This window comes from Thioclava sp. GXIMD4215, from assembly GCF_045291555.1.
Classification (GTDB): Bacteria; Pseudomonadota; Alphaproteobacteria; order Rhodobacterales; family Rhodobacteraceae; genus Thioclava; species Thioclava litoralis.
In genome coordinates, this window is the sequence record NZ_CP149515.1 from 2,854,020 (window position 1) to 2,878,940 (window position 24,921).

Sequence of the window (24,921 nt, forward strand, 5' to 3'; positions counted from 1 at the left end):
GAATGTCCATAAAAACGGGTGCCTATGGCGGAACTTCCCCATTCACAGCACCGTTATCTATGGAAGTCGCAGCGAGGTCCTCATGCCCAGCCAGTTCAGCCGTTCCCTCTTCCGCCGCCTTGTGGACGACCCCGACCGTGACGGCGGCCTGAAACCCGCCCCCCGCGAGGCGGAGCCCTCGAATTTTCTGCGCCATATCGTGGGGTTGGCGGGGACAAAATCGGCGGATGGGCTGATTGACCCGAAGCTGGTGCTTAGTTGGCTTCTCGGCCATCTGGGGGCAGGGGCTTTCTACACAGGGCTTTTGGTGCCGGTGCGCGAGGCGGGGGCGCTTTTGCCGCAGATTTTCACGGCGGCGCTGATCCACGGGCGGGGACGGCGCAAATGGGTCTGGGCTTTGGGCTCGGCCGTTCAGGGGCTTGCGGCGGGCGGCATCGCGCTGGCGGGCCTGCGGCTTGAGGGCGCCGTGGCGGGTGCGGTAATCGTGGCACTTCTGGCGGTGCTGGCGGTGGCGCGCTCGGCCTGTTCGGTGGCCTATAAGGATGTGCTGGGCAAGACGATTGGTCAAAGCCGCCGCGGGACGGTGACCGGCACGGCCTCGACGATCGGCTCGGCGGCGGTGGTGATCTTTGCGCTGGTGCTGCTGTTTGTGCCGGTGGATCGCTATGCCTTGGTCGAATGGGCGATCTTTCTGGCTTCTATCGGCTGGGGGATTGGCGCGGTTATGATGGCGCTGATGGTCGAGGATGACGATGGCGGCACAGGGGAATCAGGCCTGCCCAACCCTTGGACCCTGATGCGCGAAGACCGCCAGCTGCGGCTGTTCATTATGGCGCGCGCGCTTCTGGTCGGTACGGCTTTGGCGCCGCCCTATCTGGTGCTTTTGGCCTCCAAGGGCAGTCAGGATTTTGCCGAATTGGGCGGGCTGGTGCTGGCCTCCTCCGTGGCGGCTTTCCTTTCGGCCTATATCTGGGGGCGGCTGTCGGACCGCTCCTCGCGCCGCGTGCTGATCTATGCGGGGCTTGCGGCGGCGCTCAGCTTGGCGCTGGCCTTGGGGATGAACGCTATGGGGCTGGCGCAGACCATCTGGGCGATGCCTGTCGTGCTGTTTTGCCTGATGCTGGCCTATCATGGGGTGCGTCAGGGGCGCTCTACTCATCTGGTGGATATGTCGGGGCCGGGCGAGCGGGCGGATTACACGGCGGTCTCGAATACGGTCGTGGGCATCTTCCTGCTGGTGGCGGGGGCAGGGGCTGCCGCACTGGGAAGTGTCTCGGTGCCCCTTGTCATCGGGGTGTTTCTTGTGATGTCTGTGGCAGGCGCTTGGATTGCAACGAAATTGACCGAGGTTCAGACATGACCGATTTCCTGACCACACCCGAAGGCCGCAAGATCGGCTATAACCGTATCGAGGGCAGCGAGCCGGGTATCGTGTTTCTGGGGGGCTTGCGCTCGGATATGGAGGGCACCAAGGCGCTCGCGCTGGAGCAATGGGCCAAGGCTCAGGGCAAGTCCTTCCTGCGGTTCGATTATTCCGGCCACGGGGTGTCTTCGGGGACCTTCGAGGAAGGCGCGATTGGCGATTGGTTTGAGGACGCGATGGCGGTGATCACCACGCTGACATCGGGGCCGCAGGTTCTGGTGGGCTCGTCGATGGGTGGCTGGGTGTCGCTTCTGGTGGCGCGCACGATCCCCGACCGTGTGGCCGGTCTGGTGACGATTGCTGCGGCGCCTGATTTCACCGAAGACGGCTATTGGGCCAGTTTCGATAAGGAAACCAAGCATAAGCTGGAAGCCGAAGGGCAGATCGCGCTCCCCTCGGACTATGGCGCGCCGATGATCATCACCCGCCGCCTGATCAACGAGGGCCGCACCCGTCTGGTGCTGCGCGACCCGCTGTCGCTGCCCTTCCCGACGCGCCTTTTGCAGGGCACCAATGACGAGGCTGTGCCCTATGACTGGGCGATCCGGCTGCTGAATCACGCCGATTGCCCCGATATGACGCTGCAACTGGTGAAGGGCGCCGATCACCGCTTCTCGGATGAGGATTGTCTGAAGATGATCGAGCGTGCCGTGGCCGATGTACTGGCCCGTATTCCGTAAGGGATCACCCCTGATCCAGTCACTTGCGGCCGCCGTTATAACCCCGAGATGACATTTCCGCTTCAATCTCCACCGCCCTTGCGTCACATTGGTGTCAAGAGCGGTGAAGCCGCCACAAGAGGAAGAGGGAATTCGAGCGATGACAGCTGAACCACTGGTTCTGCTTCCGGGCTTTATGTGCGATGCCCGTATGTATTGGCATCAGGTTGCAGAGCTTTCCGCAGAACGATCGGTGATGGTCTGTCCGCTGCGGGGCGAGAGCGTCGAGGCGATGGCGCAGGCGGTGCTGGCGGATGCGCCGCCGCGTTTTGCTTTGGCAGGGCATTGGCTGGGCGCGCTGGTGGCGATGGAAATGCTCAAGCAGGCCCCCGAGCGGATCAGCCGTATTGCCCTGATGAACGTGTCGCCCCTGACAGAAACGCCCACAATGGCGGGGTTACGCGAGCAGCGGATCCTGCGGGCCAAAATCGGGCGTCTGGATGATGCCATGCTGGAAGAGGTGCCTGCGGAGGCTCTGGCTGCGGGCGAACATCGCGCTACGGTTCAGGCGATCTTGCTGGATATGGCAGGCAGCCTGGGCGCTGACCGGTTTGCCGCCCAGTCGCGGGCGCTGATGCGCCGCCCCGACCAGCAGCGGTCGCTGCGCACGGCCCGCCTGCGGGCGCTTTTGCTCTGCGGCGAGGCCGATACGATTTGCCCGCCGCGCCGTCACCAGTTTCTGGCCGAACTGATTCCGCATGGCGTTTACAAGGAAATCCCGCAGGCAGGGCATCTGGCGCCGCTCGAGCAACCGAAGGTGGTCACCGAGGCGCTGCGGGACTGGCTCAACCTGCCAGAATCTTTCAAATAATAGATACTTTCTTTGGGTTTTTTTAACGTTTGCACTGGAACATCTTCCTGAGAGGCAGAAAGAACTTTTGCGCCTCTATTCTCTTGTCTACGGTGAATAGTGGGTTCGGTTATTTCAATTGCCTTGCACGAAGGCGATCGATGGCAGGGAGGGCCTGATGATCCGTATCGTGAGTTGCACTTTCAAAGCGAACGACCCCGTTTACGATCATCGATATTTTCAGGGCAGCTCTGTGCGCATTGCTTCCTTGGAAAAGGGGTGTGATCTGGTGAGCTACAGCGCACCGCAATATGAGAACGACGCGGCGCGTCCACAGCCTGCAAATGATGCCGTGGCGCAAATGGCGCGCCTGAGCCCGCCGGCGCGGGGCAGCAGCAGGCGTGGGGCGATCCGTGTGGAAGCCGATGCGGGCGCGGTTCTGGAACGTCACATGGCAGAGGCGCGGCGGGCGGCCGCTTTGGTCAAAATGATCGAGGGGGCGTTGATGGGCGATGTCTTCTTGCAAGATCCGCCCTGACCGGTTGCACAGACATTTCGAAGCCAGACATTCCGAAGGCGTCATTCCGGAAGCGGGTGTGCCGGAATAGACTAAAGGCGCGGCAGGACAGCCGCGCCTTTGTGTATTTCGGGGCCAGTGACGCGGTGGTCGACGCGGTGGTCAGATCCCGCGCGACAGCGCCGCAACACCGGTGCGGGCCACATCGCTGAGCCCCAGCGGACGCATCAGCTCTGCAAAGGCGTCGATCTTCTCGGGCGCGCCGGTCATCTCGAAGACAAAGCTCTCCAGCGTCGAATCCACCACATTGGCGCGGAAGATCTCGGCCAGACGTAGCGCCTCGATACGCTTGTCGCCCGCGCCCACCACCTTGATCAGCGCCAGTTCGCGTTCAACGGCCTGACCTTCGATGGTCAGGTCGATCACCTCATGCACCGGCACGATGCGGCCAAGCTGGGCCTTGATCTGTTCGACGACGGCCACGGTGCCGCGGGTCACGATGGTGATGCGCGAACGGTGGCCCTTATGGTCGATCTCGGCCACGGTGAGGCTGTCGATATTATACCCGCGACCGGCAAACAGCCCGATCACACGGGCCAGAACGCCCGCTTCGTTTTCCACGATCAGCGCCAGCGTGTGGCTTTGCACGACCTCGGAATGGAAATCCCGTAGGTCATAGGCCGAATGGCTCGTCGAGCCCTTTTTGATGTTCAGAGCGGCCATAGCCTGTCTCCTTTCAATCCATGCATTTCAGCGCTCGGGCGGGGCGGACCCGCCCGATCAGGCTTACACGAGGGCTGCGCCCTCTTTGAAGGCCTGCGCATCGGCGGCCAGTAGCATCTCGTTATGCGGCTTGCCCGAGGGGATCATCGGGAAGCAGTTCTCGTGCTTCTCGACAAGGCAGTCAAACAGCACCGGACCATCGTGGTTGAGCATCTCCATGATGGCATCATCCAGATCGGCGGGGTTGTCACAGACGATCCCTTTCCAGCCGAAGGCCTCGGCCAGCTTGACGAAATCGGGCAGGCTTTCGGACCAGCTCGAGGAATAGCGCTCGCCATGCAGCAGCTCCTGCCACTGGCGGACCATGCCGAGGCGCTCGTTGTTCAGGATGAACTGCTTGACCGGCACGCGGAATTGCGAGGCGGTGCCCATTTCCTGCATGTTCATCAGCCACGAGGCCTCACCGGCCACGTTGATCACCAGCGCCTCCGGATGCGCGATCTGCACCCCGATCGAGGCAGGGAACCCATAGCCCATGGTGCCCAGACCACCGGAGGTCATCCAGCGGTTCGGTTTGTCGAAATGCAGATATTGCGCGGCCCACATCTGGTGCTGGCCCACTTCGGTGGTGATATAGCGGTCGCGGTCGGCGGTCAGCGCCTGCAGGCGCTCAAGCGCATATTGCGGCTTGATGGTCTTTTCCGAGCCGGTATAGGCAAGGCAGCGCACGGCACGCCATTCGTCAACCTGCTTGTGCCATGCAGCCACGGCCTCTTTGTTGGTCTTGCGGCCACGCGCTTTCCAGACCTTCAGCACGTCTTCCAGCACATGCCCCACATCGCCCACGATCGGCAGATGCACGGGGATGATCTTGTTGATCGAGGAGGGGTCGATGTCGATATGAACCTTGGTGGACTCGGGCGAGAAATCTGCCACGCGGCCGGTGATCCGGTCATCGAAACGCGCGCCGATATTGATCATCAGGTCGCAATCATGCATCGCCAGATTGGCCTCATAGAGACCGTGCATCCCCAGCATGCCCAGCCAGTTCTTGCCCGAGGCCGGATAGGCACCCAGACCCATCAGCGTCGAGGTGATCGGGAAATCGGTGCCATCGACCAGCTCGCACAGAAGCTGGCTTGCCGCCGAGCCGGAATTGATCACGCCGCCGCCAGTATAGAAGACGGGCTTCTTGGCGGTTTCGATCAGCTCCACCAGCTTGGTGATCGCCTCGATATCGCCCTTCACCTTGGGGGCGTAATGGCTGACATCCACCTGTTTCGGCTCGCAATAGGTGCCAAGCGCGAATTGCACGTCTTTGGGCAGATCCACCAGCACGGGGCCAGGGCGGCCAGAGGTCGCCACATGGAAGGCCTCGTGGATCGTGGCGGCCAGTTCCTCGGTCTCTTTTACCAGCCAGTTATGCTTGGTGCAGGGACGGGTGATGCCCACGGTGTCGGCTTCCTGAAAACCGTCGGTGCCGATCAGGAAGGTCGGCACCTGACCCGACAGAACCACTAGCGGGATGGAATCGAGCAGCGCATCGGTCAGGCCGGTGACGGCATTCGTCGCCCCGGGGCCAGAGGTGACCAGCACCACGCCCGGCTTGCCGGTCGAGCGGGCATAGCCTTCCGCCATATGGACCGCCGCCTGTTCGTGGCGGACAAGGATATGGCGGATGTCGTTTTGCTGGAAAATCTCGTCATAAATCGGTAGGACAGCGCCGCCCGGATAGCCGAAGATAACTTCGACACCCTGATCCTTGAGCGCCTGAACCACCATTTTCGCGCCAGTCATCTGCCGTGACATCGCATACTCCATCCATTGCCCAATATCGGGCCCGTTCCAATCCAACCCAGTGTGTCGATACGAAAAAGCCCCCGACCTGTGGCGGGGGCGCATGGGAACCATCATGGTCTAACCGCTTAACGGCCCATGCGCTTCCTTCTAATGACGACGAGGAGCGAGTTCATCGCTAGTCCTTTCACTGTGGTTGCTGGCACATTATGTCCCCGCGCAAGGGCCGTCAATCTCAAAATCGGAAATAAAGTAACTCTGCTGGCATATAATTCGGTTCTTTATTGCGTAAATGCCGGGTCCTGTCGGAATAATCGCAAATTGACCACGGCCGGGCGGGCGGATTTGCGGCAGATTCGGAGAAAGGCCACGCGCTCGGCGGCGAATGGGTGTAAAACGGCGCCGGACGTGGTAATCGGAAGGTATGCGCCTGAATGGGGAGCAAACGGCCCGATTGGTTGCGGTAAAAGTGCAAAGTGGTCAATTAATCTCACCAGATTTAGGCATTCCCCTTGACCTGAGACGGCTGTCTGCACCAAGAGGGGGGGGTGTCATAGTGCGGTCCTGCCCATCGGGACCCGATGTGAGGGAGGAAACTTATGGGTGCCATGTTGGCATTCGCGCGGGCTGTTGACCGCGTGAATGAATTCATCGGAAAATCTGTGTCATGGTTGATCCTGCTGGCAATCCTTGTCAGCGCGGTCAATGCGGTGGTGCGCAAGGTGTTTAGTGTCTCGTCCAATGCGTGGCTTGAACTGCAATGGTATCTTTACGGGGCGGCTTTCCTGTTGGCGGCGGCCTATACCCTGCAAAAGAACGAACATATCCGGATCGATATCCTTTATGGCGCGCTGAAACGGCGCACCCAGAACTGGATCGACCTGTTTGGCCATGTCTTCTTTCTGCTGCCGTTCACATCGCTGATGCTGTATTTCCTCTATCCCTATGTGATGCTGTCGATCCGTTCGGGCGAGGTTTCGACGAATGCGGGCGGGCTGATCCTGTGGCCCGCAAAGCTTCTGCTCCTGATCGGCTTCGTGCTGCTCTTTGCGCAGAATATCGCAGAAATCATCAAGAAGATCGCCATTTTGCGCGGTCTGACCGAAGACCCGCATGCGGGCCAGTCCAGCCACGGCGATATGTCCGATGAGCCTGTCGTGAAAGAGGAGGCTCTGTAATGTTGATGGAGCTTATCGCGCAGAACCTTGCGCCCATCATGTTCGCCTCGCTGGTGATCTTCCTGCTGCTGGGCTATCCGGTGGCGTTCTCGCTGGCGGCCAATGGTCTGCTGTTCTTTGTGATCGGGGTCTATCTGGCGCCGATGTCGGGCGGCTCGATCCATCTTAGCTGGCCGCTTCTCAACGCGATGCCGGAACGGATGTGGGGGGTCTTGTCGAACGAGACATTGCTCGCCATTCCCTTCTTTACCTTCATGGGGCTGATGCTGGAGAAATCCGGCATGGCGGAAGACCTGCTGGACACCATCGGTCAGCTGTTCGGCCCCGTGCGCGGTGGTCTGGCCTATGCCGTGGTCATCGTGGGCGCGCTTCTGGCGGCAACCACGGGGGTCGTTGCGGCCTCGGTGATCGCGATGGGGCTGATCTCGCTGCCGATCATGCTGCGCTACGGCTATGACCGCAAGATCGCCTCGGGGGTGATTACCGCCTCGGGGACACTGGCGCAGATCATCCCGCCGTCGCTGGTGCTGATCATCCTCGCCGACCAGCTTGGCCGGTCCGTCGGCGATATGTATAAAGGCGCGCTGATCCCCGGTATGATCCTGATGGGGCTCTATCTGGGCTATGTCTTCGTGATGTCGATCATCCGCCCGAACGCCATGCCGGCGCTGCCGAAAGAGGCGCGTACGCTGGGCTCTGGTGTCATGTCGCTGGTTGTCGTGCTGGCGATCGCGGGCGCGGTCTTCTATGGCACCGATCTTTATCTGGCGACCAATCACGCGGCCAATGATGCGGGCATTCTGGCGGTCTTTGCCGCTGTGATCGTGGCCTATGTCATCGCGCTGGCCGACCGCGGGCTGAAGACCAACCTCATGAGCCGTCTGGCCCAGCAGGTGGTCATCGTGCTGATCCCGCCGCTGGCGCTGATCTTCCTCGTGCTTGGCACCATCTTCCTTGGCGTGGCAACGCCCACCGAGGGTGGGGCGATGGGCGCGGTTGGCGCGCTGATCCTTTCGGCGATGAAGGGGCGGCTGAAGTTCGATGTGGTGCGTGACGCGCTGACCTCGACCACGCGTCTGTCGGCCTTCGTGATGTTCATCCTGCTGGGCGCGCGGGTCTTCTCGCTGACCTTCTACGGCGTCAACGGGCACCTCTGGGTCGAGCATCTGCTGACCTCGCTTCCGGGCGGCCAGCTTGGCTTCCTGCTGGTGGTCTCGGTGATGGTGTTCTTCCTGGCCTTCTTCCTCGATTTCTTCGAGCTGGCCTTCATCATCGTGCCGCTTCTGGCCCCTGCGGCAGAAGCCATGGGGATCGACCTGATCTGGTTTGGCGTGATCTTGGGCGTGAACATGCAGACCTCTTTCATGCACCCGCCCTTCGGTTTCGCGCTGTTCTTCCTGCGCTCGGTCGCGCCGAAAGTGCCCTATCTCGACCGGATCACCGGCAAGACGATTGCGCCGGTGAAGACCTCGCAAATCTATTGGGGGGCGGTGCCCTTCCTGTTCATCCAGATCGCGATGATCGGGCTGGTGATCGCCTTCCCGCAGATGGTCATGCATTACAAAGGGCCGACTGTCGATCCGTCGACGATCGAGATGAAGCTGCCCGATATGCCGGGTCTTGGCGGAATGGGCGGCCTTGCGCCGCTGGGCGGGGCGCCTTCGGGCGGCGATAGCAACCCGCTTGGCCTGCCGCCGCTGGGCATGCCGGGTGCGCCTACGGGCCAACCCGCCACGCCGCCGCAGGGCGGGGATGCAAGCCTTGGCATTCCGGCTCCGGCAGGTCTGGGTGGCCTGAACTAACCCGTCCGGACGTTTTTAGACCAGAACCGGCGCTTGCAAAGGCGCCGGTTTTTTCGTGGGCTGGTAGGACGGGCGGCAGGCAGGCGATGCGCCCGCATGATTTGGCCGCCAGACCAGGGAGGACGCGGATGCAGGATATGAGAGTGGCGCTTGTCGGAGGGCGGGGAATGCTTGGGCGGGCTTTCGGGCTGGGGCTGATGCGCGCGGGGATGCCGGCGCGGAATATCACCGTTTTCAGCCGCTCGGACCAACCGCTGCCAGAGGGGCTGGAAGCGGTTGCCCTGATGCAGGATTACCGACAGCTTGCGGCGCGATGCGATCTGGCGGTGCTGTTGCTGCCGCCCGCACAGGCGCGGACATTGCGTCTTGATCTGGCGGGCAAGCCGGTTCTGTCGGTCATGGCCGGAATAGATCTGGCCCAGCTTGCACGGATCGCCCCCGAGGCCCAACTGGCCCGTGCGATGTCCAGTCCGGCGGCAGAGCAGGGGCTTGCCTATTCGCCCTGGGTGGCGGGGGCAGGGCTGGGCGCGCGCGGCATGGCGCAGGTCGGGACGTTTCTGGGGGCTTTGGGGCAGGCGGAGCGTCTGGAGAACGAAGAGCTTCTGGCGCTTTTCACCGCATTGACCGGCCCGGTGCCGGGATTTGTCGCGCTTTTTGCCGAAATGATGCAGGACTATCTGGTCGCGCGCGGAGTCGCAGAGGCGGTGGCGGACCGTGCGATCCGTCAGCTCTTTCTAGGGGCGGGGCAGATGATGGCGCACCAGCCCGCCACCGCCTCGGCCCATGTGCGGGATATGCTTGCCTATGGCGGCACGACAGCGGCGGGGTTGCAGGTGCTGCGCGACGCGCCGCTGCGCAGGATGCTTTTTGAGGGGCTGGATGCGGCGGCAGAGCGGGCCCGCAGCATCGGCCTGCCTTCGGGGGAAACCTCCCCAAGCCGTGAAGCCTAGGGCGTAAAAAAAGGGCGCGGTGTGGCGCGCCCTTTCTATGGAGTTATGGACGAGGCTGTCTCAGGATTTGTTGCCCTCGGCCTTTGCGGCAGGAAGCGGGTCTGCCGCCTTGGTGGCAGAGGTGGCCGGAGCGGCTTGCGGCGCTGCGGCTGCGCCCTCCGGTTTCTGGGCGACGGTCTGTGCCACAGGTGCCGGTGTGGCGGTTACAGGCGCTGCAGCGACAGGGGCCGCCACAGGCACGGGCTGGACGGGGGCAGGGGACGCGGCGGGCGCGACCTCTTTGACCGGCGCGGTTTTTACTGGTTCTGCTTTGGTTTCGGAGGTCTTGGTTTTGGGGGCCTCGGTTTTGGAAGCGGCGGGTTTGCGCCCGCGACGGGTCGCCGCCTTGGGGGCTGCCGTTTCGGAGGCCGCCGCCTTGCGGACCGCAGCTTTGCGCGGTGCCATAGGAGTGACCGCACTATTGCCCTTGATCTCGCGATCCGCATCTTCTGGCGCGGCATGCTCGTCGATGAATTTCAGCACGATCGGGCGGATATTGTTGCGCCATGCGCCGCCTGCAAAAATGCCGTAATGGCCGGCATTCGGTTCCAGATGCTGGCCTTTCATATGGTCGGGCACGCCGGTGCACAGATTCAGCGCCGCCACACATTGACCGGGGGCGGAGATGTCGTCTTTCTCGCCTTCGACCGTTTTGACCGCCACTGTGGTGATCTTGCCGATATCGATCTTCTTGCCATCGATGCTGAACCGGTTGCGGGCCACTTCCAGCCCCTTGAAGATCCGCTGCACCGTCGAAAGATAGAATTCCGCCGTCATATCCATGACGGAGAGATATTCATCATAAAAGCGGTTGTGGCGGTCACGCTCGGCAGGGCCGGTTTTCGCATCGGCCATGATCTTGTCGAAGAAGGACTTGGCATGGGTCTCGGCATTCATCGAGATGAAAGAGGCAAGCTGCATCAGGCCGGGATAGACCATGCGGCCCACGCCCTTGTAACGATAGCCCACGCGCTGGATCACGCTATGTTCCAGCTGGCCCATCGTGATGCGGCGTCCGAAATCGGTGACCTCGGTATCGGCGGCATCGGGGTCGATCGGCCCGCCGATCAGCGTCAGCGTGCGCGGCTGCGCCTCGGGGTCTTCCTCGGCCAGATAGGCGGTCGCGGCAAGTGCCAGCGGGGCCGGTTGGCAGACCGCGATCACGTTGATATCGGGGCCGAGCTTGCGCATGAAATCGACCAGATAGCGGGTGTAATCCTCGACGTCGAACTTACCCTCGCTGACCGGAATGTCGCGCGCGTTCTTCCAGTCGGTCACATAGACCTCTGCATCGGGCATCAGCGAGATGACCGTCGAGCGCATCAGGGTCGCGTAATGGCCCGACATCGGGGCCACCAGCAGGATGCGGCGCGGCATAGGGTCGCGGCCCTGCACCTTGAAATGCACAAGCGACCCGAAGGCCTTGTCCATCAGGGTTTCTATTTCCACTATGTGGTCGCGCCCGTCGGCAGCGGCGATGGCACGGATGCCCCAGTCGGGTTTCATGACCATGCGCGAGAAGCTGCGTTCGGTCACCGCACCCCATGATTCCATGATGCGGAAAGCGGGGTTGGGCGAGAGGCCGAACACCGGGTAAGAGGCGATGGCACGGGCGGAGGCGCCGATCCATTCATTGGTGTTTCTGATGCTCTCCATCAGATCGTAGCTGTAGATGCCTTTCATCGTGTCGCTCCTTTGGCCGACCAGTCCGGACATTTCACACGCCTGAGGTGAAAATCTGCTGAATGCCCGCTTTACCCTAGAGAAGAGAGGTCTATGGTTGGGAAAAGGATAGGAGGAGCGAGAAGGCATGACAACAGGGGAGGCGCAGGTTTCTGCTGCATCGCAGAAAATGCAGGAAAATCTTGCAAAGATAGAACAGCTTTCGCAGCGACTTGTCGATGCGTTAAGCCATCGGCGCATGCCGAATCCCTCTTTGGAAGGACCCGGCGTCGATTTGTATATGTCGACGACCGCGGCGCTGATGCGGGAATTGTCGGATAAGCCGGCTCAGATTCTCGAAGCGCAGGTGAAATACTGGGGCGATGCGATGAGCCATTATATTCAGGCCACGCATGCTCTTGCCACGCAAGGCTTCCGTCCGCCCGAGGATCCGGGCCCCGAGGACAAGCGCTTTTCCAATCCGCTCTGGACGACCCATCCCTATTTCAACTTCGTCAAACAGCAATATATGATCGCCTCGCGGGCCATTGACGAGGGCACCGACGCCCTGCCGGGCCTTGCCGATGTAGATCGCAAGCGGCTGAAATACTTCACCAAGCAGTTGGTGGATATGATGGCCCCCACCAATTTCTTCGCCACCAATCCCGACGCGCTGGAACGCGCCATCGAAACCGAAGGCGAAAGTCTGGTGCGGGGATTGGAGAATCTCGTGCATGATGTCGAGCGCAATCACGGCGATCTGCTGGTGACATTGGCAGACCGCACCGCCTTCGAGGTCGGGCGCAATCTGGCCACGACCGAGGGCAAAGTGATCTACCGCTGCCGCATGTTCGAACTGATCCAGTACACGCCGCGCACCGAGAAAGTGTATCGCACGCCTTTGCTGATTTTCCCGCCCTGGATCAACAAATACTACATTCTGGATCTGAAAGAGCAGAACAGCTTCATCCGCTATGCGGTGGAGCAAGGGTTCAGCGTGTTTGTCGTGAGCTGGAAAAACCCCGATGCCAGCTTTGCCGATGTGGGCTTTGACGATTATGTCGCCAGCTATCTGGAGGCCATTGCGCAGGTCAAACAGGAGACCGGCGTCGCCAAAATCAACGCAATCGGCTATTGCATCGCGGGCACCACTCTGGGGCTGACGCTGTCTTTGATGAAAAAGCGCGGTGATCATTCGATCAATAGCGCGACCTTCTTCACGACACTGACCGATTTTTCCGATCAGGGGGAGTTTGTCTCGTTCTTGCAGGATGATTTCGTGGACGGGCTGGAGGTGCAGTGCCGTGTGGACGGTGTGCTTTCGAGCTATTTCATGTCGCGCACCTTCTCTTTCCTGCGCTCGAACGACCTGATCTGGCGTCCGGCGATCCGCAGCTACATGATGGGCGAGGCCCCGCCCGCCTTCGATCTGCTTTACTGGAACGGCGACGCGACCAACCTGCCGGGCAAGATGGCAATGGAATATCTGCGCGGCCTGTGCCAGCAGAACCGCTTTGCCGAGGAGACCTTTACCCTGTTGGGCGAGGATCTGCGACTGGCCGATATTGATGTGCCGCTTATGGCGATTGCCTGCGAGACCGACCATATCGCGCCGTGGCGTGCCTCGTTCAGGGGGGTGGCGCAGATGGGGTCGAAAGACAAACAGTTCGTCTTGGCAGAATCGGGCCATATCGCAGGGATCGTCAATCCGCCCGACAAGAAGAAATACGGCCATTACACCAGTCCGGCCCCGATCGAGGATGCCGACGACTGGCATGCGGCTGCCGAATATCACGAAGGCACGTGGTGGCCGCGCTGGTCCGAATGGCTGGCCGGACGGTCGGGGCGGCAGGTTGCCGCGCGCGTGCCCGGAGCAGGCGGGCATGAAATTGTGGCGGATGCCCCCGGAAGTTACGTTCGCGAGACAATTTTGTTGTGAAAATTTTTCCGAGTGGTTTAAGACTTGTCCTGTGCTTTACCTAGTGTAAATTTTCTGCAATGCAGCATAAAAGACTTGATTTTCTGCGCTGCAGCATATACTCTTCATTGTAGCGAATAGGGCCGCGCAGACCGAACCCCTGGCCCTTCTATCTCAGATCGGAGCGACGAAATGGCCGCAACTACCCAAGATTTCACCAAGATTATGCAAGATATGATGTCCTCGATGCCGATGGACATGTCGAAGTTCCAAGAGGGCTTCAAAGCGCAAGCGGCTTTCGGTGAGAAAATGTCCAAAGTGGCTTTGGATGCTGCCGAGAAATCGACCGAGATTTCGGCAAAATGGACCAAAGAAACGCTCGCCAAAATGAGCGATATCGCAACCACCAAATCCGAACCGGCAGACTATGCTAAAGCTGTCAGCGACTTCGCGTCGGCTTCGGCAGAAATCGCGTCGGAAAATATCGCCGCTTTCGCAGAAGTTGCGAAAAAAGTGCAGATGGAAACCGTCGAACTGATGCTGGCCGCCGGCAAGGATTTCTCGGAAGATGCCACCGCTGCCATGAAATCGGCAACGTCTTCGGCAACTTCGGCTGCGAAAAAGACCACCGCAGCAGCGACCGCGAAGTAATCTCTTCCTCCCGGGTCTCTGGCAAGATCCTCCCAGTCAGGGAACGGACTTAGGGGCGGGCTTAGGCTCGCCCCTTTCTTATTGATTTTATGGCATTTGCGCCTCATGATAGCGTTTCATACGATATCCTGGGGAGGATCATCATGGCCGATGCGGAAAAGCCTCTACTGATCAAACGCTACGCGAGCCGTCGTCTGTATAATACGGAGACGAGCGATTATGTGACGCTGGAAGATATTGCCCGCTTCATTCGCGATGGCCGCGAGGTGCAGATTGTCGATCTGAAATCGGGCGACGATCTGACGCGCCAGTATCTTCTTCAGATCATTGCCGAACATGAAAGCCGCGGCGAGAGCGTTCTGCCGGTGGATGTGCTGACCGATCTCGTGCGCTCTTACACCAGTTCGGCGCAAAGCGTTGTGCCGCAGTTTCTGGCGGCAAGTTTCGACATGCTGCGTCAGGGCCAGTCCCAGATGATGGAGAATATGGGCCGTATGCCGATTGCTTCCATGCCGGGGTTCGAGGCGCTGCAAAAACAGCAGCAGGCGTTCTTGCAGACGATGATGGGGGGCTGGCCCAAAGCGGGCACCGGCCCCGAGCGGGAAGCCCCCGCCGCTTCCGAGGACCGCGAGGAACTGGAAAAGATCAAGAAACAGCTTTCCGAATTGCAATCGAAGCTGTCCAAGCTCTGATCACACGCATCCCAGCGCCCTTAGCGCTTCGCCAAGAGCGGTTTTGGGCAGAAGGACCAGACAGGGGCCTGTCATCTGCAAGGTGACGGGCCCTGTGACTTCATTCGAGGTGCCGATCTGGCCGCAAGGCTCCAGCGTCAGGCCGTCGATGGGCCAGCGTAGCCCCGTGGATGTTCCGGCAGAGGGGCCTAGCGGATAGAGGGAAAAGCGGCTTTGGACCGGCAGGGTCAAAGCCATTTCCGGTGGCGCGCAGAACACGATATCTTCCGCGTCGATCAGGATGATCTTTTTACGTGGCGGGTGGGCCAGCGCCGACAGGGCCGCCAGCGTATGGTCGAGACGCCGCCCCGTAAAGCCGAGCCCCAGATAGAAAGGGGCCTGTGTCAGGCGCAGGCATTTGCCGAAATCGGTGCTGTCCTGTTCGGCGATGTGGTGTAGCCGTTCTGCCGTGATTCTGCCACGATGGGCCGGATCGAAGCTATCCATATCGCCGATCACGGCTTCGGGCATCAGTTCCAGCGCCAAGGCCTGATTTGCGCCGCCATCTGCCGCGACCAAATGTGGCGCGATTGTCATGGCATGGTAAACGTCCCGAGGGTCGATTTGCCCGCCGCCCAGCAGCGTAATGCCGGTTTTTCTTGATAATACAGGCGATTCCGTCATTATTTGATCCTGTCAGGGGCGCTGGATTGGCCTCTGAATAGGTAAAATTCCTTGTAATTGCCATTATTCGTTCACTGAATGGCACCAATTTCGAAACATAGTTAGCCGAACAGAAGTCCAAAGAGGCGAGCAAATGGTCGGTGCAAATAAGATTCTCACTGTTTCTTACGGGACATTCTCCTGCACGCTTGAGGGCTTTGACGAGCCGTTCCAGACGATGCAGGCGATTGCGGAATATTTCCGCGACCTCGCCGCCGAGGACCGATATTTCGGTGCCGAGCCTCCCCAGCCCGATGCGGAGATGCTGCACCGGATTGCCGAGCGCGAGATCCAGCGCCGCGTTGATGCCAAGATCCAGAAAAACGGGGTGATTCTGCGTGCTTCGGAAACGGGCTCTGTGCCTTCTGTCGCTGCCAGGCCCTTGGCACCGGAGAAGCCCGAGGCTGCTGTCGCCGCGCCGGAAGAGGCCGCGGCAGTTCAGGTGCCCGTGCAAACACCGGTGCAAACACCCCTAAAAACGCCTGCGCCGATGGCGGCCCGGATGGAGGAGTCTGTGGCTGCGAAGCTGGCGCGCATCCGCGATGTCGTGGCCCGTTCCAAAGCGGAGGCCGCGGCGGCTGCGGCTCCGGAGCTTTCGGGAGCCGAGTTCATGGAAGATCTGGCCGGTGTGCCGGAGGATCAGGACTATATCGGGAAAGGGGGATTTGGCGATCCGCTCGATATTTCCGGGCCGGTATCGGATGACGAGTTGACACAGATGGCCGAGAGCGACCGTACCTCGCCCGACGAGCTGGAAGCCTCTGCCCGTGCCGAGGCCGAGGCGCTGCAGGAGGCGGCGCGACAGGCCGAAGAGGCTGAGGCAGAGGCCGCGCGTTTGGCTGCGGAAGAAGCGAAAGCCGCAAAAGAGGCCGCACGGGTTGCCGCAGAGCAGGCTGCGCAGGCGGCAGAGGCAGAGGCCCGCGCGAAAGCCGAGGCCGAGGCAAAGGCAGCCGAAGAGGCCGAAGCAGCGGCCAAAGCCGAAGCCGAAGTCAAGGCCAGAACCATTGAAGCCGAAGCTGAGGCCCGCGAGGCAGAGGCCCGTGAAGCTGAAGCCCGTGAAGCTGAAGCCCGTGAAGCTGAAGCCCGTGAAGCTGAAGCCCGTGAAGCTGAAGCCCGTGAAGCTGAAGCCCGTCTGGCAGCAGAGCTTTCGGCCTTGGAAGAAACGGCGGAGGATGCCGAGCACACGCCGCAGACGGTTGAAGCCCCTGCCGCGCCGGAGGTCACGGAGGACGATGCTGCAGAGGCCGCGCCGCGCCCTGTGCGTCCGCAGCTTCGGACCCGCGTGATCAAGGTGCGGCGCGTTGCCCCGCCCCCTGCGGCAGAAGAGCCTGCGCCTGCTATGCCCGCAGCCTTGCCGAATGTGCCGACCAATGATCTGCCGGGGGCCGATCTTTCGCCCGAGGATGAGGAAGATCTGCTCAAGACCTTGGCCGAGCTGGATGCCCCCGAAGAGGCGGCAGACCTGCCCTCGCAAGAGGTGGTGCCGCAGCCGCGGATGCCCGAAGAGGATGCAAGCGAAGCCGCAATCGCCGACTTGCTTGCAGATGAGGTTGCGGATGCGGGGGAAGAGGTTCCTGAGGGCGACGCTGACGAGGCATCCGCGCCGGTCGAAGAGCCCGCGCCTCAATCTGCCGAGGCAGAGCGGGCACAAGAGCCCGAGGACGCGGCCAAGGTCACGCCGCGGCGTGGCCCCAGCCTGACCGATATCCTGCGCCGCCGCCGTGCCGATGACAAACCCGCCGAGGCTGCGGCAGAGGAGCCCGTGGCGGAGCCGGCTGTGGTGAAGGCGGGCATGGGGGAAGGGGCTTCGGAGGCGGATGTCTCGCGTCTGATGAAAGAGGCCGAAACCCAGTTTGCAGGGCGTGACAACCGGCGCAGATTGTCGGCGATTGCGCATCTGAAAGCCGCAGTGGCTGCGACGGTGGCAGAGCGCCGTCTGAAAGGCGAGAAAGCCCAGCCCGACGAGACGAAAGCCTATCGCGAGGATCTCGACCGTGCGGTGCGCCCGCGCCGTCCGGTTGCCGGAGAGGATCGCGACAACCGCCCCGAAGCGCCGGAAGCGGTGCAAACGGCCGCCGAGCCGCGTCGTGAGGCGCCGCTGGTGTTGGTGTCGGAGCAGCGGGTGGATGATCCCACGGCCACGGCCAAAGCGGCGGAAGAGGCGATCCGTCCGCGTCGGGTGACCACCGCCGAGATTGCGCAGCAGATCGATGACGCTGCGGAGGACATTCAGGACAGTCTCCCGCAAGGGGGGGCAACCAGCTTTGCCGAATTTGCGGACCGTGCGGGGACGCGTGGTCTGGCCGATCTTCTGGAGGCCGCAGCCGCCTACACCGCACAGATCGAGCAGCAGCCGCATTTCACCGCGCCGCAGATCATGCGCAAGGTGACCGCATTGGAGGAAGGGGCAGGCTATTCGCGCGAGGACCGGATGCGCAGCTTCGGGAAACTCCTACGGCAGGGGAAGATCGCCAAGATCAATCGCGGTCAATATGTGGTCTCTGAGCAGTCGCGCTTTCTCGAGGAAAAACGCGCCTGAGAGACCGGCACGCAGGCCCTGAAGCCGACTGGAAAGCCAGAAAAGAGCCCCGAAACGGTGCGTGCCGTTTCGGGGCTTCCGCATTGGACGGGGCGCGCCCGTGCGCGGGCGGCGGCATGCCGTGTCTTTGCTGATGGTCTCGACAGGGGGGAATGTGAAAAAGCTCCCGAAGCGGTTTCGGGAGCTTTTGAAGAGGTCTGATGGCCAGTTTACGGCGTGGTATCGGACTGTTTCGCGGGATCGGCCTTGCCGACCCCCATGAAGACCGGCTTGCACGGGAAAATCCATGCGACGCCAAGGCCGATATACAGTGCCAGTTCGGCCCAGAGCGGCAGACGCCCGAAGCGGGCCTCCAGCCAGTTGGCCAGTGTCACCGCCACCACGACATAAAGCGGCAGGGCGATGACCAGCACCAGAATCGCCAGCCTGCGCCGCGTCGTCCAGCTTAAGTGTCGCCCCGCCATTGCGATCAATCCGCGAAGGGGTCGGTGACGAGGATCGTGTCGTCGCGCTCGGGCGAGGTGGACAGCAGGGCCACGGGACAGTCGATCAGCTCTTCGATGCGGCGGACATATTTGATGGCCGCAGCCGGAAGGTCGGCCCAGCTCCGCGCACCTTCGGTCGAGTCGCTCCAGCCTTCGATCTCTTCATAGATCGGGGTGCAGCGCGCCTGCTTGTCGGACGCGGTCGGCAGATAGTCCAGACGTTCGCCGTCCAGTTCATACCCCACGCAGATCTTGATGGTCTCGAACCCGTCGAGCACGTCCAGCTTGGTCAGTGCGATCCCGTTGACACCCGAGACCGAGCAGGTCTGACGCACGAGAGCCGCATCGAACCAGCCACAGCGGCGCTTGCGGCCGGTGACCACGCCGAATTCATGACCACGGGTGCCGAGGCGCTCGCCATCATCGTCTTTCAGCTCGGTCGGGAAGGGGCCTTCGCCGACGCGGGTGGTATAGGCCTTCACGATGCCCAGCACGAAATCGATCGATCCCGGACCGATACCAACGCCGGTTGCGGCCTGACCTGCGATCACGTTCGAGGAGGTCACAAAGGGATAGGTGCCGAAGTCGATATCCAAAAGCGAGCCCTGCGCACCTTCAAAGAGGATGCGTTTGCCGGCTTTGCGCTTCTCGGCCAGAACTTTCCAGACGGGGGCGGCATATTGCAGGATTTCTGCCGAAATCTCGCCCAGCTTGGCGATCAGCGCATCCTTGTCGATGGGCTCAAGCCCCAGACCGGCGCGCAGCGCGTTGTGGTGCACAAGGGCGCGATCCACACGCAGTTCCAGCGTGGCGGGGTCGGCAAGGTCCGCGACGCGGATCACGCGGCGGCCAACTTTGTCTTCATAGGCCGGACCGATGCCGCGACCGGTGGTGCCGATCTTGGCCACTGCCACCTGCGCCTCGCGGGCACGGTCAAGCTCGCCGTGGAACGGCAGGATCAGCGGCGTGTTCTCGGCGATCATCAGCGTCTCGGGCGAGATATCCACACCCTGTTCGCGGATTTTCTCGATTTCCGAGATCAGATGCCACGGGTCAAGCACGACGCCATTGCCGATGATCGACAGCTTGCCGCCACGCACTACACCCGAAGGCAGCGCGTTCAGCTTGTAGACCTTGCCGTCGATGACAAGCGTGTGGCCGGCATTATGCCCGCCTTGGAACCGTGCGATGACGTCGGCACGTTCCGACAGCCAATCTACGATCTTGCCTTTCCCCTCGTCACCCCACTGGGCACCGACGACGACGACATTGGCCATGAGACTCTCCTTGGCGCTGCGAAAAACCTCGGGCGGTATACAGAAGCCAAGCCCGAGGGGGAACCAGTTTCTTGGGAAAACTGCCGTGAATGCGGTGAAAAAACATCTCGGGGGGAGGGGCGCGCATATATAAGGAGTGCGCAGCCCCCCTGCGGGGCCCCTCTGCTGTGGGATAAGGGGTTGCGCGATGGGCGGCATATGAATAAGTAGGCGCAAGCTTTGCAAGAAGGTCCGTCTCCATATGCAGAACATCATCCTTACCGTTCATCTGATCCTCGCGCTGTTGATGATCGGCGTTGTTCTGTTGCAACGCTCCGAAGGCGGTGGCCTCGGGATGGGCAGCTCGGGCGGTGGCGCGGGCGGCGTGATGACCGGTCGTCAGGCGGCCAATGCCCTGTCGAAAGCGACATGGGTTCTGGCGGCGGGCTTTCTGTGCACCTCGGTGGCGCTGACGGTTATTGCCGCACGCGATGCGGGCGAATCTTCGGTTCTGGACCGTCTGGGTGCTGGCAATTTCACCGTTTCGGGCAAGGACGAGGCCAAGCCGGATGCCGCATCCGAAAGCAAGACCGATGATGCCGCGATCCCGAGTGTTGACCTGACCCCGCCCGCCGCGACGGATTCCCCCGTCACGCCTCCGGCCGCGCAGTAAGACATCTCACAACTTCTGTGCGCCCCTTTGTCGGGCGCACAAGTGGTAGCGTAACCACATAAAATTTACCCAACTGCTTGCGGTCCGATTGCGGGCTGGCCGCGAATCATGTAAGCATCAAATCCCGTGATCCCGAAGCCTTTGGCCTCGGGAGTGTTTATAATTTTTGTCAGGTCCGCTGCTGGACCGGCAAACCCAAGCAAACTCACGGGGGCTTTCATGGCACGTTATGTCTTCATCACCGGCGGTGTGGTGTCTTCTTTGGGGAAGGGGCTGGCATCGGCGGCGCTGGGGGCTTTGCTGCAAGCTCGCGGCTTTTCGGTGCGGCTGCGCAAACTCGACCCCTATCTGAACGTCGATCCGGGCACGATGAGCCCGTTCGAACATGGCGAGGTTTTCGTGACCGATGACGGCGCGGAGACCGATCTGGATCTTGGTCACTACGAGCGGTTCACCGGCGTTCCGGCCCGCAAGACGGATTCGGTTTCGTCGGGGCGTATCTATTCCAACGTTCTGGAAAAGGAACGCCGTGGCGAATATCTGGGCAAGACCATTCAGGTCGTCCCGCATGTAACCAATGGCATCAAGGACTTCCTCGCCGTGGGCGATGACGAGGTCGATTTCATGCTCTGCGAGATCGGTGGCACGGTGGGCGATATCGAAGGTCTGCCCTTCTTTGAAGCCATCCGTCAATTCGCGCAGGAACGTCCGCGCGGCCAATGTATCTTCATGCACCTGACCCTGCTGCCCTATCTGGCAGCCTCCGGCGAGCTGAAGACGAAGCCCACCCAGCACTCGGTCAAGGAGCTGCGCTCCATCGGGTTGCAGCCGGATGTGCTGGTCTGCCGCTCGGAACAGCCGATCCCCGATAAGGAACGCGCCAAGATCGCGCTGTTCTGTAATGTCCGCCCCGATGCGGTGATTCCGGCCTATGACCTGAAAACCATCTACGAGGCCCCCTTGGCCTATCACCGCGTGGGTCTGGATCAGGCGGTTCTGGATGCCTTCGGGATTTCGCCCGCGCCCAAGCCCGATCTGTCGCGTTGGGAAGACGTGATGGACCGTCTGGAAAATGCCGAGGGCGAGGTGAAGGTTGCCATCGTCGGGAAATACGTCCAGCTGGAAGACGCCTATAAGTCGATCGCCGAGGCGCTGACGCATGGCGGCATGGCCAACCGCGTGAAGGTGAAGGCCGAATGGATCGATGCCGAATTGTTCGAGAAAGAAGATCCGGCCAATTTCCTGAGCGATTATAACGCGATCCTCGTGCCGGGCGGCTTTGGCGAACGCGGCACCGAGGGCAAGATCCGCGCGGCGCAATTCGCCCGCGAGAAGAAGATCCCCTACCTGGGCATCTGCCTTGGTATGCAGATGGCGGTGATCGAGGCCGCGCGCCACCTTGCAGGCATCGAGGATGCGGGGTCGGAAGAGTTCGACCACGAGGCAGGCAAGCGCCGCTTCGAGCCGGTTGTCTACCACCTGAAAGAATGGGTGCAGGGTAATCACCGCGTCGAGCGCAAGGTCAGCGACGACAAGGGCGGCACCATGCGTCTGGGAGCCTATTCCGCCGTGCTGAAGGCCGATTCGAATGTGGCGGCTGTCTATGGCACCACCGAGATCGAAGAGCGCCACCGTCACCGCTATGAGGTCGATGGCCGCTACCGCGAGAAGCTGGAGGAATGCGGGTTGGTGTTCTCGGGCATGTCGCCCGACAACCGCCTGCCCGAGATCGTCGAGCATAAGGACCACCCGTGGTTCATCGGTGTGCAGTTCCACCCCGAGCTGAAGTCGAAACCCTTCGCGCCGCACCCGCTGTTCTCGGGCTTCGTGAAAGCCGCAAAAGAGCAAAGCCGGTTGGTATAAGAAAAGGGGCCCTCGGGCCCCTTTTTCATGAGATCGAATAAGTTACATCACGGGCGATTTTAAAACGAAGTCGCCGCTTGAGACCTTTGAGGTCTGAGGGTGAGCCAGTTTTGTGGATCATTCGGTGGCATGTTGGACAGAGCACCATGAAATCTTCAGGGATTTTATATCGCCGTGTTTCTCCCTCAGCTAAACCGAAGAGCGGGGCTGCGTGGTGCACATCAAGTGGCGTTTCGAGTGGCGGACCACTGAACCCATAGTCTCGCTTTGGATCGATGCCGCAACATTCGCAAGCGGGCGGCTTGGCTTTCAGAACGGCCTTTCTGACATTGGGTGAGCGCTCGATCCGGCGCGAGAGAATATAGCGCCGGGTCTCCTCGATGTCAGTACTCTGGGCCTCTTCTTGCATGACTTCGCTCGGTGTCGTTCCTCCACGATTTACGAGCGTTTCATAAGCCTGGAGCATGAGATGCAGGTCTTCGGTCAGCTTCTCCTGAGTAAGGCTGACTGCGGAATAGGTTCGACCAAACGCGTGGCCGGCCTCATAGCCGGCGGGCAGACCTGCATCGGATCCGAGTTCAATCGGATCTTCAGAAAAAAGCTTAGCGAATTCAGGCACGCGATCAGCCATATCGCGGGCGAGGCGCTTTAGAACTAACTTGCCGCGAGATTGTCCATACTCTCGATAAACATCGGTCGTACCCTGATTCATTGAGAGAGTGATCATCTGCTTGTCCGGATTGATCAAATAGACGACGTAGATACCCTTGGTGGCTGTTTCGGTCACGAGTGGATCAAAAAATGCTAGCCATGGGACTGATGCCCAAACGCCTTGTCCAACACTCGCCTTAACTTTCAGGTCAAACGGCCAAAAGGTGAGAAGCTTCTTTGCTTCTAGTGCTATGTCATGTCTGACGAAATCGCCAAAGCGAGAGCCGGTAAAGGGCTTTCCCCGCTCATAAGCATATTCCTGCGCGACACGCGAAAGCTGTTCTGCAAGCATAATAACTCCCCAATCAATAATCAGAGCATATGCTTAATTATTGCTTTCGCAAGTTTTTAGGAGGCCGATTTGCATTGGGGCCTCGCGCCCCTCCCCAAATTGAAAAGGCGCCCGAGGCGCCCCTTCTATTCAGCCCATCCGTTCCGAGGCATAGGAGCCCGGGGAGGCAGGGAAGACCACCGTTTTATTGCCATTGATGAAGGCGCGGTGGTGGATATGGGCGTGGATGGCGCGCGATAGGACCTGCGCTTCGACATCGCGGCCCAGCGACACATAATCGGCGGCCGATTGGGCATGGGTGATGCGGACCGTGTCCTGCTCGATGATCGGGCCTTCATCGAGATCGGCGGTCACGTAATGCGCCGTCGCGCCGATCAGCTTCACGCCGCGCTCATAGGCCTGTTTATAGGGGTTCGCGCCCTTGAACGACGGCAGGAAAGAGTGATGGATATTGATGATCCGCCCCGACATTTTCTGGCACAGATCATCCGAGAGCACCTGCATATAGCGCGCCAGCACGATCAGGTCGGTGCCGGTTTCCTCGACCAGCGCCAGAAGGCGGGCTTCGGCCTGGGGCTTGTTCTCCTTGGTGACCTTGATGTGGTGGAAGGGGATGTCGTAATTGACCACGACCTTCTGGTAGTCGAAGTGATTGGACACGACGCCCACGATATCCACCGGCAGCGCGCCGATGCGCCAGCGATAAAGGATGTCGTTGAGGCAATGGCCGAAGCGCGACACCATCAGCATGACCTTCATCCGCTCGGACGGATCGTGGAATTTCCAGACCATAGCGAAGGGGGCCGCCACCGGATCGAAGCCTGCCGAGATATCCTCCAGCGCCATACCGCCCTCGCTGCGGAAGGTCATGCGCATGAAGAACTGCCCCGTCAGCGCATCGTCATATTGCTGCGCGTCGATGATATTGCAGGATTTTTCCGCCAGATAGGTGGTGACGGCGGCCACAATTCCGCGGGCGGTCGGGCATTGCACGGTCAGCACAAAGGTCTGTTCGGCGGTCTTTCCGGCTGTTGTCTCGGGGGCGGTCATCGGATGTCCTCTCGCATGGCTTGTTGCCATGACCTTCATCCGAACGGCCATTCCCTTCGCGGTGATTTGCGACAGGCTGACGGGAAAAGGCGACGCCCGCCTGCGACATTGCCAAAAGAAACGCCCGAAGCGGGGGCCTCGGGCGGGGAGCTTAGATCTGTTTTTCGGGCAGCTGCACCACAAGGCCGTCCAGATCCGGCGTGACCTTGATCTGGCAGGTCAGCCGCGAGGTCTCGGGGTCGGGCTGATAGGCGAAATCGAGCATGTCCTCTTCCATACTGTCTTTCGGCGGCAGGCGGTCGACCCATTCTTTGGCGACATAGACATGGCAGGTCGAGCAGGCACAGGCCCCGCCGCAATCGGCATCGATGCCTGGCACGCCGTTGTCGCGTGCGCCTTCCATCACGGTCAGACCGGGTTTGACATCGATTTCATGTTTCGTGCCGTTATGTTCGATATAGGTGATCTTTGCCATGGCTGTGCTTTGCG

21 protein-coding genes and 1 pseudogene are annotated in these 24,921 nt (G+C 61.0%); 13 read left to right on the forward strand and 9 right to left on the reverse strand.

What is annotated here, in order from left to right:
- Positions 1 to 82 precede the first annotated feature (82 nt).
- From WDB86_RS14285 to WDB86_RS14300, 4 genes are all read left to right on the forward strand, one after another.
- Positions 83 to 1,360: an MFS transporter gene (locus WDB86_RS14285; RefSeq protein WP_406736223.1), complete on the forward strand. Its 1,278-nt coding sequence runs from the start codon at positions 83 to 85 to the stop codon at positions 1,358 to 1,360.
- On the forward strand, positions 1,357 to 2,103 hold the full coding sequence (locus WDB86_RS14290; RefSeq protein ID WP_406736224.1) for an alpha/beta hydrolase: 747 nt from the start codon (positions 1,357 to 1,359) through the stop codon (positions 2,101 to 2,103). The genes WDB86_RS14285 and WDB86_RS14290 overlap by 4 nt, the downstream gene beginning before the upstream one ends.
- A gap of 139 nt (positions 2,104 to 2,242) precedes the next feature.
- The gene (locus WDB86_RS14295) at positions 2,243 to 2,953 is read left to right on the forward strand and encodes an alpha/beta fold hydrolase (protein ID WP_406736225.1); all 711 of its coding nucleotides are present in this window, start codon (positions 2,243 to 2,245) and stop codon (positions 2,951 to 2,953) included.
- A 268-nt stretch (positions 2,954 to 3,221) separates the two neighbouring features.
- Positions 3,222 to 3,470 carry a hypothetical protein gene (locus WDB86_RS14300; RefSeq protein ID WP_339107838.1) on the forward strand — a complete coding sequence of 83 codons (249 nt, stop codon included), beginning with the start codon at positions 3,222 to 3,224 and terminating at the stop codon, positions 3,468 to 3,470.
- Between the two features lie 141 nt (positions 3,471 to 3,611).
- Here WDB86_RS14300 and ilvN read toward each other — a convergent pair whose 3' ends face one another.
- Entirely contained in the window at positions 3,612 to 4,172 is a 561-nt protein-coding gene (gene ilvN, locus WDB86_RS14305) for an acetolactate synthase small subunit (protein WP_339107837.1), read from the reverse strand.
- A gap of 63 nt (positions 4,173 to 4,235) precedes the next feature.
- Positions 4,236 to 5,981: an acetolactate synthase 3 large subunit gene (locus tag WDB86_RS14310; protein ID WP_339107836.1), complete on the reverse strand. Its 1,746-nt coding sequence runs from the start codon at positions 5,979 to 5,981 to the stop codon at positions 4,236 to 4,238.
- Positions 5,982 to 6,568: 587 nt separating this feature from the next.
- On the opposite strand from WDB86_RS14310, the gene WDB86_RS14315 reads away from it, so the two are divergent.
- From WDB86_RS14315 to WDB86_RS14325, 3 genes are all read left to right on the forward strand, one after another.
- Positions 6,569 to 7,147 (forward strand): TRAP transporter small permease subunit, encoded by a 579-nt coding sequence (locus tag WDB86_RS14315; protein WP_339107835.1) that lies wholly within the window; start codon positions 6,569 to 6,571, stop codon positions 7,145 to 7,147.
- 2 nt (positions 7,148 to 7,149) lie between these two features.
- Positions 7,150 to 8,949, forward strand: coding sequence for a TRAP transporter large permease subunit (locus tag WDB86_RS14320; protein WP_406737057.1), 1,800 nt, complete (start codon positions 7,150 to 7,152; stop codon positions 8,947 to 8,949).
- A gap of 128 nt (positions 8,950 to 9,077) precedes the next feature.
- Positions 9,078 to 9,899, forward strand: coding sequence for a pyrroline-5-carboxylate reductase family protein (locus WDB86_RS14325; RefSeq protein ID WP_406736226.1), 822 nt, complete (start codon positions 9,078 to 9,080; stop codon positions 9,897 to 9,899).
- Positions 9,900 to 10,379: 480 nt separating this feature from the next.
- Here the strand turns inward: WDB86_RS14325 and phaZ are convergent.
- Positions 10,380 to 11,621 (reverse strand): annotated as a pseudogene (phaZ, locus tag WDB86_RS14330) (polyhydroxyalkanoate depolymerase); the annotation flags it as partial.
- 127 nt (positions 11,622 to 11,748) lie between these two features.
- Between phaZ and phaC the strand changes: the two are divergent.
- The 3 genes from phaC (at position 11,749) to phaR (ending at position 14,861) form a co-directional block, all read left to right on the forward strand.
- Positions 11,749 to 13,539 (forward strand): class I poly(R)-hydroxyalkanoic acid synthase, encoded by a 1,791-nt coding sequence (gene phaC, locus WDB86_RS14335; RefSeq protein ID WP_339107833.1) that lies wholly within the window; start codon positions 11,749 to 11,751, stop codon positions 13,537 to 13,539.
- 171 nt (positions 13,540 to 13,710) lie between these two features.
- On the forward strand, positions 13,711 to 14,169 hold the full coding sequence (locus WDB86_RS14340; protein WP_339107832.1) for a Phasin: 459 nt from the start codon (positions 13,711 to 13,713) through the stop codon (positions 14,167 to 14,169).
- A 143-nt stretch (positions 14,170 to 14,312) separates the two neighbouring features.
- Positions 14,313 to 14,861: a polyhydroxyalkanoate synthesis repressor PhaR gene (gene phaR, locus WDB86_RS14345; protein ID WP_406721078.1), complete on the forward strand. Its 549-nt coding sequence runs from the start codon at positions 14,313 to 14,315 to the stop codon at positions 14,859 to 14,861.
- Here phaR and WDB86_RS14350 read toward each other — a convergent pair whose 3' ends face one another.
- Positions 14,862 to 15,524, reverse strand: a complete 663-nt coding sequence (locus WDB86_RS14350; RefSeq protein WP_339107830.1) for a thiamine diphosphokinase — start codon at positions 15,522 to 15,524, stop codon at positions 14,862 to 14,864. It lies immediately after the preceding gene.
- Positions 15,525 to 15,657: 133 nt separating this feature from the next.
- Between WDB86_RS14350 and WDB86_RS14355 the strand changes: the two genes are divergently transcribed.
- A complete protein-coding gene (locus WDB86_RS14355) occupies positions 15,658 to 18,102 on the forward strand; it encodes a hypothetical protein (RefSeq protein WP_406736227.1) in 2,445 nt (814 codons plus the stop codon).
- 209 nt (positions 18,103 to 18,311) lie between these two features.
- On the opposite strand, the gene WDB86_RS14360 is transcribed toward WDB86_RS14355, so the two are convergent.
- Both WDB86_RS14360 and WDB86_RS14365 read right to left on the reverse strand, forming a co-directional pair.
- Positions 18,312 to 18,566 carry a DUF2842 domain-containing protein gene (locus WDB86_RS14360; protein ID WP_339107828.1) on the reverse strand — a complete coding sequence of 85 codons (255 nt, stop codon included), beginning with the start codon at positions 18,564 to 18,566 and terminating at the stop codon, positions 18,312 to 18,314.
- 5 nt (positions 18,567 to 18,571) lie between these two features.
- The gene (locus WDB86_RS14365) at positions 18,572 to 19,864 is read right to left on the reverse strand and encodes an adenylosuccinate synthase (protein ID WP_339107827.1); all 1,293 of its coding nucleotides are present in this window, start codon (positions 19,862 to 19,864) and stop codon (positions 18,572 to 18,574) included.
- Positions 19,865 to 20,105: 241 nt separating this feature from the next.
- On the opposite strand from WDB86_RS14365, the gene secG reads away from it, so the two are divergent.
- Both secG and WDB86_RS14375 read left to right on the forward strand, forming a co-directional pair.
- On the forward strand, positions 20,106 to 20,516 hold the full coding sequence (gene secG, locus WDB86_RS14370; RefSeq protein WP_406736228.1) for a preprotein translocase subunit SecG: 411 nt from the start codon (positions 20,106 to 20,108) through the stop codon (positions 20,514 to 20,516).
- A gap of 219 nt (positions 20,517 to 20,735) precedes the next feature.
- Positions 20,736 to 22,379, forward strand: a complete 1,644-nt coding sequence (locus tag WDB86_RS14375; protein ID WP_339107825.1) for a CTP synthase — start codon at positions 20,736 to 20,738, stop codon at positions 22,377 to 22,379.
- Between the two features lie 25 nt (positions 22,380 to 22,404).
- Here the strand turns inward: WDB86_RS14375 and WDB86_RS14380 are convergent, their stop codons facing one another.
- The 3 genes from WDB86_RS14380 to WDB86_RS14390 all read right to left on the reverse strand — a co-directional run bounded on the left by WDB86_RS14380 (position 22,405) and on the right by WDB86_RS14390 (position 24,907).
- Positions 22,405 to 23,382: an MrcB family domain-containing protein gene (locus WDB86_RS14380; protein ID WP_406736229.1), complete on the reverse strand. Its 978-nt coding sequence runs from the start codon at positions 23,380 to 23,382 to the stop codon at positions 22,405 to 22,407.
- 129 nt (positions 23,383 to 23,511) lie between these two features.
- Positions 23,512 to 24,432, reverse strand: a complete 921-nt coding sequence (purU, locus tag WDB86_RS14385) for a formyltetrahydrofolate deformylase (protein ID WP_406736230.1) — start codon at positions 24,430 to 24,432, stop codon at positions 23,512 to 23,514.
- A 151-nt stretch (positions 24,433 to 24,583) separates the two neighbouring features.
- Positions 24,584 to 24,907: a 2Fe-2S iron-sulfur cluster-binding protein gene (locus WDB86_RS14390; RefSeq protein ID WP_339107822.1), complete on the reverse strand. Its 324-nt coding sequence runs from the start codon at positions 24,905 to 24,907 to the stop codon at positions 24,584 to 24,586.
- Positions 24,908 to 24,921: the final 14 nt, after the last annotated feature.